Source organism: Pseudomonas sp. BN417, assembly GCF_029871205.1.
In the GTDB taxonomy this organism is placed as follows: Bacteria; Pseudomonadota; Gammaproteobacteria; order Pseudomonadales; family Pseudomonadaceae; genus Metapseudomonas.
Genome location: NZ_SSOJ01000141.1, coordinates 66861 through 78982 on the forward strand (window position 1 = coordinate 66861; position 12122 = coordinate 78982).

The 12122-nt window shown below is 66.4% G+C and carries 11 protein-coding genes; 3 read left to right on the plus strand and 8 right to left on the minus strand.

What is annotated here, in order from left to right:
- Positions 1–140: 140 nt before the first annotated feature.
- The 4 genes from glgB to E8F11_RS20235 form a co-directional block, all read right to left on the minus strand.
- Positions 141–2312, minus strand: a complete 2172-nt coding sequence (gene glgB, locus E8F11_RS20220) for a 1,4-alpha-glucan branching protein GlgB (RefSeq protein ID WP_280290656.1) — start codon at positions 2310–2312, stop codon at positions 141–143.
- Positions 2309–5614, minus strand: a complete 3306-nt coding sequence (gene treS, locus E8F11_RS20225; protein WP_280290657.1) for a maltose alpha-D-glucosyltransferase — start codon at positions 5612–5614, stop codon at positions 2309–2311. The genes glgB and treS overlap by 4 nt, the downstream gene beginning before the upstream one ends.
- A 14-nt stretch (positions 5615–5628) precedes the next feature.
- The gene (locus E8F11_RS20230) at positions 5629–7614 is read right to left on the minus strand and encodes an alpha-1,4-glucan--maltose-1-phosphate maltosyltransferase (RefSeq protein ID WP_280290659.1); all 1986 of its coding nucleotides are present in this window, start codon (positions 7612–7614) and stop codon (positions 5629–5631) included.
- 160 nt (positions 7615–7774) lie between these two features.
- Positions 7775–8311 carry an MgtC/SapB family protein gene (locus E8F11_RS20235; RefSeq protein WP_280290660.1) on the minus strand — a complete coding sequence of 179 codons (537 nt, stop codon included), beginning with the start codon at positions 8309–8311 and terminating at the stop codon, positions 7775–7777.
- A 181-nt stretch (positions 8312–8492) separates the two neighbouring features.
- Here E8F11_RS20235 and E8F11_RS20240 point away from each other — a divergent pair, with 181 nt between their 5' ends.
- Entirely contained in the window at positions 8493–8870 is a 378-nt protein-coding gene (locus E8F11_RS20240; protein WP_280290661.1) for a Rho termination factor N-terminal domain-containing protein, read from the plus strand.
- A gap of 144 nt (positions 8871–9014) precedes the next feature.
- Here the strand turns inward: E8F11_RS20240 and E8F11_RS20245 are convergent, their stop codons facing one another.
- From E8F11_RS20245 to E8F11_RS20260, 4 genes are all read right to left on the minus strand, one after another.
- Positions 9015–9257 carry a metallothionein gene (locus E8F11_RS20245; RefSeq protein ID WP_280290662.1) on the minus strand — a complete coding sequence of 81 codons (243 nt, stop codon included), beginning with the start codon at positions 9255–9257 and terminating at the stop codon, positions 9015–9017.
- A 284-nt stretch (positions 9258–9541) separates the two neighbouring features.
- The gene (locus E8F11_RS20250; RefSeq protein ID WP_280290663.1) at positions 9542–9961 is read right to left on the minus strand and encodes a phosphotransferase system, HPr-related protein; all 420 of its coding nucleotides are present in this window, start codon (positions 9959–9961) and stop codon (positions 9542–9544) included.
- Positions 9962–10048: 87 nt separating this feature from the next.
- Complete coding sequence (locus E8F11_RS20255; RefSeq protein ID WP_280290664.1) at positions 10049–10345, minus strand: hypothetical protein; 297 nt, start codon at positions 10343–10345, stop codon at positions 10049–10051.
- Complete coding sequence (locus tag E8F11_RS20260) at positions 10345–10563, minus strand: hypothetical protein (protein WP_280290665.1); 219 nt, start codon at positions 10561–10563, stop codon at positions 10345–10347. The genes E8F11_RS20255 and E8F11_RS20260 overlap by 1 nt, the downstream gene beginning before the upstream one ends.
- Positions 10564–11066: 503 nt before the next feature.
- On the opposite strand from E8F11_RS20260, the gene E8F11_RS20265 reads away from it, so the two are divergent.
- Both E8F11_RS20265 and E8F11_RS20270 read left to right on the plus strand, forming a co-directional pair.
- The gene (locus E8F11_RS20265; RefSeq protein ID WP_280290666.1) at positions 11067–11423 is read left to right on the plus strand and encodes a DUF3509 domain-containing protein; all 357 of its coding nucleotides are present in this window, start codon (positions 11067–11069) and stop codon (positions 11421–11423) included.
- A gap of 96 nt (positions 11424–11519) precedes the next feature.
- The gene (locus E8F11_RS20270; protein WP_280290667.1) at positions 11520–12035 is read left to right on the plus strand and encodes a DUF4142 domain-containing protein; all 516 of its coding nucleotides are present in this window, start codon (positions 11520–11522) and stop codon (positions 12033–12035) included.
- Positions 12036–12122: the final 87 nt, after the last annotated feature.

A 12122-nucleotide genomic window follows, 5' to 3' on the forward strand; every position in this document is an offset into this window, starting at 1 on the left:
GCCGGCCTGCTCCCGGTAGGTTGGGCTGAGCTCCGCGAAGCCCAACAGCCCAGCTCCCAAGCCTGGCGTTCTCTTGTGGGTGCCACGGGGGCAGCTTTGCCGCCCTTGGCGAATGAATTCGCCCCCACAGGTAAAGCAACCTAGGGGAATGTGCCTTCCGGACGCAGGATCAGCGTGCCCAGGGGCGGCAGGTCGAGGCTGACTGACTGGGCTTCACCGTGGACGTCGATGGCTTCGCTGGCCAGGGTGCCCCTCGAGCCGGCATTGGAGCCGGTGAAACTTTCATCGTCCGTGTTCAGCAACACTTTCCAGAGGCCCGCGCGGGGCACGCCGACGCGATAGCCGGGCCGTGGCTCGGGGGTGAAGTTGTGCACCACCAGCAACGGCGCTGCACCTTCGGCATGACGCAACCAGGCGAATACGCTGTTGTGCTGGTCGTCGCCGATCAGCCACTGGAAGCCCTCCGCGCGGTCGTCGCGCCGGTGCAGGGCCGGCTCATTGCGATAGAGGCGGTTCAGCTCGCGCACCAGGCCCAGCACGGCGGCGTGTTCCGGGTAGCGCAGCAAATACCAGTCCAGCTGCTGGTCGTGGTCCCATTCGCGCCACTGGCCGAACTCGCAGCCCATGAACAGCAGCTTCTTGCCCGGGTGGGTCCACATGAAGGCCAGGTACAGGCGCAGGTTGGCGAACTGCTGCCAACGGTCGCCGGGCATCCTGCCCAGCAGCGAGCCCTTGCCGTGCACCACTTCGTCATGGGAGATCGGCAGGATGAAATGCTCGGAAAAGGCATAGAGCAGGCCGAAGGTCAGCTGGTGGTGATGGTGCTTGCGGTGGATGGGTTCCTTCTGGATATAGCCCAGGCTGTCGTGCATCCAGCCCATGTTCCACTTGTAGGCGAAGCCCAGCCCGCCCTCGCCCGTCGGGTGGCTGACCCCCGGCCAGGCGGTGGATTCCTCGGCGATCACCAGGGCTCCGGACGCTTCGGCATGCACCACTTCATTGAGGTGGCGGAGGAATTCGATGGCCTCCAGGTTCTCCCGCCCGCCATGGCGGTTGGGTATCCATTCGTCGTCCTTGCGCGAGTAGTCGCGGTAGAGCATCGAGGCCACCGCATCCACGCGCAGCCCGTCCACGTGGTAGACCCGCAGCCAGTGCAGCGCCGAAGCCAGCATGAAGCCGTGCACCTCGGTGCGGCCGAGGTTATAGATGAACGTGTCCCAATCCTGGTGGAAGCCCTCGAAGGGGTGCGCGTACTCGTAGAGCGCGGTGCCGTCGAAACGTCCTAGGCCGTGTTCGTCGGTGGGAAAGTGCGCCGGCACCCAGTCGAGGATCACGCCGATGCCCGCACAGTGGCAGGCGTCGACGAAGGCGGCGAAGTCCGCCGGGGTGCCATGGCGTGCTGTAGGGGCGAACAGCGACAGCGGCTGATAGCCCCAGGAACCGCCAAAGGGGTACTCCATGATCGGCATCAGTTCGATATGGCTGAAGCCGAGGTCACGGATATAGGGGATCAGCCGTTCCGCCAGTTCCGCCCAGCTCGGCGGACGTTCGTCGACCCGTTGCCAGGAGCCGGGGTGTAGCTCGTAGATCGCCAGCGGCTGGTCTTGGGCCTGGTGCCTGGCGCGCTGGGCCATCCAGTCCTGGTCCTGCCAGTCGAACGCCAGGGGCTCCACCACCCGCGAACTGGTGGCCGGCGGCATCTCCCCGGCCAGGGCGACCGGGTCAGCCTTCAGCGGCAGCAGGCCGTCTGCGCCAAGGATTTCGTACTTGTACAGCTCGCCGGCGCCCAGGCGCGGGATGAACAGTTCCCACACCCCGGACGGGTAACGCAGGCGCATGGGATGACGGCGGCCGTCCCAGCGATTGAATTCGCCCACCACCGACACCCGTCGGGCGTTCGGCGCCCAGACCGCGAAGCGCACGCCGGGAATGCCGTCCTGCTCCATCAGCTGTGCGCCGAAACAGCTGCCCAGGTCGCGGTGATTGCCTTCGGCGAAAAGGTATAGGTCCAGGTCGCCCAGCAGGGGCCCGAAGGCGTAAGGGTCCTCGGTTTCCTGCTGGTCGCCGGGCCACTGGATGCGCAGGCGGTAGGCCGGGCAGTCGGCCAGCTGCAGCTCGAAGAGCCCGTCGGCATCGGTAAGTACCATCGCCCCCAGTGATGCGCCGCTGTCGGCGGCCAGCAGCTCCACCGCTTCGGCGCCAGGCAGCCAGACCCGCACCAGAGTGGCCTCTCCCTGCCGTTGCGGTCCCAGGTAGTCGAAGGGGTCGCCCTCTTCCGCCCGGCGCAGGCGTTCCAGTCTTTCGTCGGTCATGTGCGGTGTCCCAGCAGGTGACGGGCCAGCTCCAGCAGCCCGTTCAGGGGTACATCGACCCAGTCCGGGCGATGGCGGCTTTCATAGAGGACTTCATTGGCCGCCTTTTCCAGGCTGAACAGCGCCAGGGCGGCGCCCTCGCCTTCACGGCCATGCCATTCGTGGGGCAGGCCGTTGGCCGCCGGGCGGTAGGCGTCGAGGAAGGCGCTTCGAGCATCGGCGCGGTAGCGGGCGACCACCTGGCGGCATGCGTTCTGCGATTCCGGCGAGCCATCTGCGCCACAGGCGTTGCGCCGCGCTACCGCCGCCGCGTAGTCGAAGGAACGCAGCATGCCGGCGACGTCCTTCATCGGGCTGTGGCGCTGGCGACGCTCGTTCAGAGGGCGGCTGGGTTCGCCCTCGAAGTCGATGATGTAGGCATCGCCCTGCACCACCAGTACCTGGCCCAGGTGCAGGTCGCCATGCACGCGGATGCGGATGCCGCCGGCTGCCAGGGTCGCCAACCGGCCGATGACCCGCAGCAAGCCCTCCTCCTCGGCCAGCAGCCACTCGACCGAAGCGGCATCGTCCGGCGCCAGCCGCTCGCGAGCCTTGGCCAGGGCCTCCAGGGCCTGGCGCAGCTCGGCGCTGATGGCGGTGGCCCAGGCGGAACTGTCCTGCTCGCCGCTCGGGCGATAGCCGAAGTCCGGGCTGTCCACCGGTCGCGCCAGTACCGCGTGCATCTCGCCGATGCGCTTGCCGAGCATGCCGGCGAACAGTTTCAGCTCGGCCAGGGCGTCGAAGTCGCTGGCCGCCGAGCCGCCGGCCAGTTCATCGCGAATGGCGCGGTCGAGGTTGTTCAGGGTCCAGGTCCAGGCGTCGCCCTGGTTGTCGAGGTAACGCTGCAGGACCATCAGGGTATGGGGTTGGCCGGCCGCATCCACCCGCAGCACTTCGCCGAGGAATGGCGCCACATGGCTGTAGCCATGGTGGGTGAGGAAACGCCCCATTTCCACCTCCGGGTGGATGCCCGAGAAGCCGCGACGCAGCAGCTTCAGCAGCAGCACGTGGCCGATCAGCGCCGAGCTGTTGGACTGCTCCGCCGACAGCAGCTTGAACTCGGCATCGGCCGCCAATGGATAGTCCGCGAGGGCGGGTTCCGGGAGGAACTGCAGTTCGCCGCCGCTACTGCGCAGGACCGACCCCGCACGCAGGTGGGTCAGGACTTCCTGGCTGAAGCGCGGCAGGCTGAAGGCGTCGGTCAGCAGCTCGACCTTGCGCCCCCGGCGCAGCCGCGCCAGGGCCAGCTGCTGTGGCAGGTCGCTGCCGCTGGCACGCTCGGGCACCGCTGCCAGCGGCAGCTGGTAGAACTCGCTGCCGTGGGCGCCGTGCACCTCCAGCCCGGCCAGCAAGGGCGCATCGGCGCCCTCCCCCAATGGCATGGCATAGAGCAGGTGGACGCTGCCGGCGGGCAGCCGCTCGCCAGGGAACCAGCGGCGCTTGGGCAGGTACAGCGGCAGGGATTCGAACTCCAGGGCCTGCCGTGCCTTGCCTGCCATCAGCTCGCCGAGGTCCCGCGAGAGCACCAGGGTCTGCAGTTCGGGCATGCGTTCCACCGGTTTCAGGTGCCAGCTGGGCATTTGCGAGGCATCGGCCAGGTAGAACCAGTAGAAGCCGTAGGGCGGCAGCGTCAGCAGGTAGGTCAGCTGACCGATGGGCGGAAAGGATGCGCCGCCGAGCATTTCCACCGGCACCCGACCGTCGTACTCGGCCAGCTCCAGTTCCACCGCCTGGGCCGCGCTGGAGAGGTTGGCGACGCAGAGGATGCTCTCCTCCCGGCCGTCGCCGTCCTGGTACTCGCGCAGGTAGGCGAGGATCCGCCGGTTGCTCGGCGCCAGCATCTTCAGGCTGCCGCGGCCGAAGGCCTTCTGCTGCTTGCGCACGCTGAGCATGCGGCGCATCCAGTTGAGCAACGAGTGGGGGTCGTGGGCCTGGGCTTCGACATTGATGGTCTGGAAACCGTAGAGCGGGTCCATGATCGGCGGCAGCACCAGGCTGGCCGGGTCGGCGCGGGAGAAGCCGCCGTTACGGTCCACCGACCACTGCATGGGCGTGCGCACGCCGTCGCGGTCACCCAGGTAGATGTTGTCGCCCATGCCGATCTCGTCGCCGTAGTAGAGGGTCGGGGTACCGGGCATGGACAGCAGCAGGCTGTTGAGCAGCTCGACGCGGCGCCGGTCGCGCGCCACCAGCGGCGCCAGGCGCCGGCGGATGCCGAGGTTGATGCGCGCGCGGCGGTCGGCCGCGTAGTAGTTCCACAGGTAGTCGCGCTCGTCATCGGTGACCATTTCCAGGGTCAGCTCATCGTGGTTGCGCAGGAAGATCGCCCACTGGCAACTGGGCGGAATTTCCGGAGTCTGGCGCAGGATATCGGTGATGGGGAAGCGGTCTTCCTGGGCGATGGCCATGTACATGCGCGGCATCAGCGGGAAGTGGAAGGCCATGTGGCATTCGTCGTCATCGCCGAAATAGGGATGGGTATCCTCGGGCCACTGGTTGGCCTCGGCCAGCAGCATGCGATCGGGGTAGCGGGCGTCCAGCTCGGCACGGATGCGCTTGAGCACGGCGTGGGTCTCGGGCAGGTTCTCGCTGTTGGTGCCGTCGCGTTCGATCAGGTAGGGAATGGCGTCTAGGCGCAGGCCGTCCACCCCCATGTCGAGCCAGAAGCGCATCACCCCGAGCACGGCGTTGAGCACCTTGGGATTGTCGAAGTTGAGGTCCGGCTGGTGGGAATAGAAGCGGTGCCAGAAGTACTGGCCGGCGACCGGGTCCCAGCTCCAGTTGGACTTCTCGCTGTCGATGAAGATGATCCGGGTGCCGGCGTACTTCTCGTCGCTGTCGGACCAGACGTAATAGTCCCGCGCCTTCGAGCCCTTCTTCGCATGGCGCGCGCGCTGGAACCAGGGGTGCTGGTCGGAGGTGTGGTTGATCACCAGCTCGGTGATCACCCGCAGGCCGCGGCGGTGGGCTTCGGCGATGAAGCGGCGGGCGTCGGCAAGGTTGCCGTAATCCGGGTGCACGCCACGATAGATGGCGATGTCGTAACCATCGTCGCGCCGAGGCGAGGGGTAGAACGGCAGGAGCCAGAGGGTGTTGACCCCCAGGTCGGCGATGTAGTCGAGCTTGTCGATCAGGCCGGGGAAGTCGCCGATGCCGTCGTCGTTGGCATCGAAGTAGGACTTCACGTGGACCTGGTAGATCACCGCGTCCTTGTACCACTGCGGGTCGTTGAGGAAGGCGCTGCCGCCATTGCGCTTGGCCATGGGCGTGCTCCTTGTCAGCGGACCGGGCGGATGCGCCAGATGCCGAACGGCAGATGCCAGGGATCGATACGCATCCACTGCACCTTGCCGTGCCAGACCCAGCGGTTACCGTTCATCAGGTCCTCGCCCTCGAGGTCGGCATCGTCGGCCAAGCCGAACTCCCAGAGCGGCAGCTCGAAGTGGGCTTCCTGGGCATGCTCCGGGTCGAGGCTGACGGCGACCAGGATGAAATTGGCCAGGTCCTCGGTGCGCTTGCCGAAGTAGAGGATCCTGTCGTTCCACACGTTGTAGGCCTGGAACCCAAGGTGGGTCTGCAGCGCCGGATTGTCGCGGCGGATCTGATTGAGTCGGGAGATCTCCGCACAGATGTTGCCCGGTGCCTGGTAATCGCGGATGCGCAGCTGGTACTTCTCCGAATCCAGGTACTCCTCCTTGCCCGGCACCGCCGCCCCCTCGCACAGCTCGAAGCCCGAGTACATGCCCCAAAGGCCGGAACCCATGGTGGCCAGGGCCGCGCGGATGAGGAAACCGGGGCGTCCCGCAGCATGGAGGAAGAACGGGTTGATGTCCGGCGTGTTGACGAAGAAGTTCGGCCGGTAGCAATGGCGCCAGGGCGGCTGGTTGAGCTCGGTGAGGTAGCTCTGCAGTTCGTCCTTGGTATTGCGCCAGGTGAAGTAGGTGTAGCTCTGGCTGAAGCCGAGCTTGCCCAGGCGCGCCATCATCGCCGGCCGGGTGAAGGCTTCGGAGAGGAAGATCACTTGCGGGTGGCGCCCACGAACGTCGGCGATCAGCCACTCCCAGAACGGCATGGGCTTGGTATGGGGGTTGTCCACGCGAAACAGAGTGACGCCCAGCTCCACCCAGACCAGCACCACGTCACGCAGGGCCAGCCAGAGGCCGGGGATAGCGGCCTCGGCATAGAAGTCGACGTTGACGATGTCCTCATACTTTTTCGGTGGGTTCTCCGCATGGCGGATGCTGCCGTCCGGCCGCCAGTTGAACCAGTCGGGATGCTGGCGCAGCCAGGGGTGGTCGTGTGAGCACTGGATGGCGAAATCCAGCGCGACTTCCAGGTTATGCGCCCGTGCGGCGTTCACCAGCTCGCGGAAATCCTCGAAGCTGCCCAGCTGCGGGTGCAGCGCGTCGTGACCGCCCTCCCCGCCGCCGATGGCGTAGGGGCTGCCGGGATCGTCCGGCCCGGCCACCAGGCTGTTGTTGGGGCCCTTGCGGTGCGTCTTGCCGATGGGGTGGATAGGCGGGAAATAGAGCACGTCGAAACCCATGGCAGCGATTTCGGGCAGGCGCCGCTGGACATCGGCGAAGGTGCCATGGCGCTGCGGGTCGCCGCTCTCCGAGCGTGGAAACAGCTCGTACCAGCTGCCGAACTGGGCCAGGCGACGCTCCACATCGAGCGGGTAGCTGTCGCTGCGCAGCAGATGCGGGCGGTGCTCGGCGCGGCGCATCAGCTCGCCCACCTCCGGCTCGATCAGCAGCGCCACCTGCTCGTCCACGGCCTGCCGGGTCTCCAGCCGGTCCATCAGCTGCTCCAGCTCAGCGCCCAGTTCCGCCGGCGCCTCGGCGGCAATGCGCTGGATCAGCTGCGCGCCCTCCTTGAGCTCCAGCTGCACCGGCACGCCCGCGCCGAACTTCTTCAACAGCTCATAACGGTAGCTGGCATAGAGGTCCACCCAGGCTTCGATGGCGAACTCGGCGCGGCCCACGGCGTCCGGCACCAGGCGCGCCGTCCAGAGGTCGTTGCCAAGCGCCTGCATGGGCACGCGTTGCCAGTCGGCCTCGCCGGCCTTGCGCCAGAGCAGGTCGGCGGCCAGCTGGTCGTGGCCGTCGGCGAAGATCACCGCGCCGATGTCCAGTGGCTGATGGCTCAGGCACTTGGCGGCGAAGCGCCCCCCTTCCACGACCGGTTCCACTCCCTCGATGGCAAGGCGCGGTTGCTGGGCCGCAAGGATGGCGCCGGTTTCGGCCTGTTGGATCGAAAGCATCGCTCCTGGCTCCTTTACGCCTGGCAGACGTTTCGTTCGTGAATCCGTCAGGCGCGGCGGGCCGGCGGATGCGGCATCCCGGCAACGCTGGCCTCTTGAGTTCCGAAAGCGGATCGGCGGGAAAAGTTCACAGGGATTTGGACCGGTGGCCGATGGCTGCCTAAGAGTCGTCGTCCTGTTTGCCGTTCGGCTTGCTGGTCGGTTCGTTGCCCCGCTCGCCGTTCGGCCTGGGGTCCACCAGCAGGGGGATCACGTGGAGCACCAGCAGCGCCATCAGGGTGCCGAGCACGGCGGTGGCTTCGCGGCCCAGGCCCACGGCCACGCCAATGGCAGTGGCGGACCAGAGCCCGGCGGCGGTGGTCAGGCCCTTCACGTCCGAGGTGCTATGGCCCTTGAGGATGGTGCCAGCGCAGAGAAAACCGATGCCGGCGGCAATGCCCTGGATCACCCGGCTGATGGCGTCGTGTCCCGCCCCCTCCTGCTCCAGGGCCATGACGAAGAGCGCGGCGCCCAGGCACACCAGCATATGGGTGCGGACGCCCGCGGCCTTGCCCATCACCTCCCGCTCGTAACCCAGCAGCCCGCCCAGCAGTATGGCCAGGCCCAGGCGCAGGATGGCGCGGGTCAGGTACTCCACCTGGCCGAGGTCGGAGAACTCGCTCAGCAGGGTTACCAGGATGCGTTCGCTGAAGTCCATCGGCCTTTCCGAGACAGGGCCCATGAACTTCTGAGGCCAGGCCAGCCGCAGAGGTTCGGCCAATGCGAGGGGCGGCAGGCCCGTTCATCAGAAGGGCTGAACCTTCGCCCGGGCCCGGCCTTCTTCCGAAACAGGGGCCGCGCGACAGTCCGGCCGCACGACGAATCAGGAGGACCACGCCATGCCACGTGGAAGCAAGGCGAAGTACACCGACAAGCAGAAGCGCAAGGCCGAGCACATAGAGGCAAGTTACGAGGCCAAGGGCGTTTCCGAAGGCGAAGCCGAGGCCCGCGCCTGGGCCACCGTGAACAAGCAATCCGGCGGCGGCGAGAAAGCCGGCGGTTCCGGCCAGCGCACCAGCCCGGAAACCAAGAGAGCCGCGCGCAAATCTTCTGCCCGCCGCGCCGCGGCGACCCGGCGTGGCGTTCCCCGGCCGGGGAGCACCCTGGCTTCGATGAGCAAGACCGAACTCCTGGACCGGGCACGCAAACGCAATATCGCCGGCCGCTCGAAGATGCGTAAGCAGGAGTTGATCGAGGCCTTGCGCAAAGCCCGCTAATCCCCTTCCCCTAACCGCCGCGGTTGGTGTTGCGGCGGATTTTTTTACCTTGGGTCTGGCGGTGTGAAGAGGCCTGCACGTGCCCCACCTACCTGGTCAATGCCGTTGCCCGCGTCAAGCCGGGGGCTGGTGCGGGCCGGGAGGTCAAGGCGAAATCGGATCGCTCGCCGGGAAGGTTTCCTCCAGCGCGTTGTCCACCTGGGACTCCTTCGGCTTGTCGCGAACGGTGGGATCGCCGCAGCGGCACTCGGCATCGCGGCATTGCTTGCAGCCTTCCGGGTGGCGGTCGGCGCAGGCGGCGCAGCAGTAGGCCTTGCCGTCTCGGATCAGGGCGTTGGCGTCCACCACACAGGTACAGCTGGGGCAGGCGCAGCGGTTGTCATTCATGGCCGAATCCTCTGCAGGAAAAAGCCCATGGCCGTGTTGGGAGTGCGGATGAAGCGGCTGCCCGGCAGCCTTTGCGGAGCGCTCGGATAACGGTGCCTACGCAGGGAAAGGAGCGAAGCCATGGATCACTCCTCCCTGCCGCCCGGGTCTCCCCGACGCGCCCTGGTATGGCGCCGTGAACGCTTGCGGGACAGGGATACCCTGACTTTCACGCCGAAACGCTTGGCTGGAGTCCAGCCAATCCTGGGACTGTTCATGGAGCCTCCCCGCGCGATCGCGCGTGCTCATTCCTCTTCGTCGCCCGCGGGCGAAACCTTGTCGGTCCAGAGCTTGCCGTCCAGCGGGGCGGAGCGCCCCAGCTCGGCTTCATCGAGGCCGATACCGCCGCCGATCTCGGACTCGTCGACGCGACGCAGGTCGGCATCGGCCGGCGCACTGGTGCCGGTCAGGTCGTAGAGGGTGTCGGGGCTGAGGTCATCGAGGGTGACGTTGTCTTCGTGTTCGCTGTCGGTCAGGGTTTCGCCGCCGGTCATGCCGCTCTCGGCCACGCGCTCCGGCGGGAATTCCTTCTCGACCTCGCCGGCCGGGCGCTGGTCGCCAATGCGGCCCTGGCGCTCGACACGCTCTTCACTGAAGTCCAGCTCGCGCACCGAGCGGTCCTCGGCGTCGTCTGGTGCTCGCGGCAGGGGGTTGTCGCGGATCATCTGGCTTCTCCAGCTGAGTACCTACCTCAATCGACTGGAAGCCATGACGAATGATTCAGACTTTTTGCCGGGCGGCCCGGCGAGGGGCTAGAAATGCAGGCGTCCGCGGTTGTCGAACGCTTCCCGGGCGGCCTGGGTGTCGTCCGTGTCCCTGGCCGGGGCACGGACGACCCGGGTCTCGAAGTGGAATACCGGCGCCTGCTGGCGTAGCACCGGCCGGCTGTCCCCGGGGCCACGCCCGGCGTACTGGCCGTAGATGCCCAGCAGCAACACGCCGAAGAGCATGCAGATGCCGAAGCGCTGGATGCTGCGCGAATCCTTGCGGGGCGGTTGGCGCAGGACCAGGGCTCGCGTCCTGCGCCGCTTGAGGCTGGAGCGTCCCATCAGTCGTCCAGCAATTTGTCCATCAATTCGAGGGCCAGCCGCTGGGTGCTGGTTTCGTCCAGCAGGTCCTGCTGGCGGATGCCGGCCACTGTCGTTCGGGGTATGGCGAGGTGCTGGTTGCTGAGGATGATGGAGCAACTGCCATCGTCCCCCCACAGGCATTCGAACTGGAAGGTGACGCTCATTCTGTTCAGGGTGTCCTCAACCTGGCGATGCATCAAATTATTCATTATCAGTCCTCTCACCAATCGAGCAGCCGGACTTGAAAACCTAGCAGGGAAAGTCCAGTCGTAAATGCTGGCGAACGGCCTTCCGTCGAGCGTTTGCCCAGCGCCATCAGGCAAAGCCCGATGCAGAGCCGTTCGCGCAGTATCGCTCTGCTATCGCTCCGATATGGCTGCCGACGAACGGATGCTATGCCATTGTTTTGGCACCACTAATTTGACGAATTTCTCGCATTTACGCTGATTTTGGCTATGTTTTTTTGCACCGTGAAAGCGGGCACGGCGAAAGCCTCGGGTTCCCCCACAACCTTGTTCCAGAGCGGGCCGCTGTGCCCGGCTCGTGAATTCGTGCGCCTTGAAGAACAACCAGCGGAGCGACACTGAGCAGGGAGCGCCGCACCTTCCGGGGAACAAGGAAACCCAGCCTGGCCAATCGACTCGACAAGGACGCACGGATAGCCAGGACCATCGGAAGTGAACGGAAAGGAGATCGGACAGTGCAAGCCATTCAATCCATTGCAGCAAAGTATCTCGCCGAAGCGTTCTTCGACTTCAAGGTACGGTTCCAGCAGCGCCCGGACGGCGCGCTGGTACTGGAATTGCGCGACCAGCATGGCAAGCGCCTGGTGCGCCGGGCGATCGACCGCGAAGAGCTGTGCAACGGCGCGGTCCTGCGAACCCTGGTGGAAAGGATCAGGCGCGACCTCATCCTGGAAGCGGGCCCGCTGCGGGACGACCAGGCGTTGCAATTCAAGCATGGTTCCGAGCTGCCCAGCTTCATCCCCAACCAGCCTCGCCGGGAGCGCAAGGTGGCGATGGCCGGAGCGCGTCTTCAGGCCCGCTGCAGATCCTGAGGCTGCTGGCCGGGGCTGGCCGGACTCCGGCCGCATGGAACTTCCCGTTTCCCGCCTCTTCTACCGTGTGAGAGGTTCAGAACTGGAGGACGCCAGATGTTTCGCAGCATTGGAATCCTGATGTTCACCCTGCTCGGATCGCTTCCCTTGGCCGTGACCGCGCAGGCCGCCGATGAAATCAGCGTGCGGGAGTTCGTGACCAAGGCCACGGCAAATGGCATCGCCGAGGTCCAAGCCGGCAAGCTGGCGCTGCGAAAGGGCACCTCGCTCAAGGTGAAGGAGTTCGCCCAGATGATGGTCACCGAGCACGCGGCGGCCAACCGGCAGCTCGCCGCTCTGGCGCAGAAGCGCAGGATCAAGGTGCCGGAGACTCCCACACTGATGGCGCGGGCCAAGCAGAAAATCCTCGAGATGCGCGGCGAGAGGTCCTTCGACCAGGCCTATGCGAACAACCAGGTGGTGGCCCACAAGGCCAGCGTGGCGCTGTTCCACCAGGCGGCCAACTCGGAGGATGAGGATATCCGCGCCTTCGCCATCCAGACTCTGCCGCAGCTGGAACAACACCTGCGCCTGGCCGAGGACCTGGCGGTCGACGTGGGCGCCACCCGATAGCGAGTCCTTTGCGTCAGTGGCGCCATCCGGCCGACTTTCGCGACCGGGGCTATGATCCGGAGAGGCGCCCCGCTCGTCCCAGGTGGC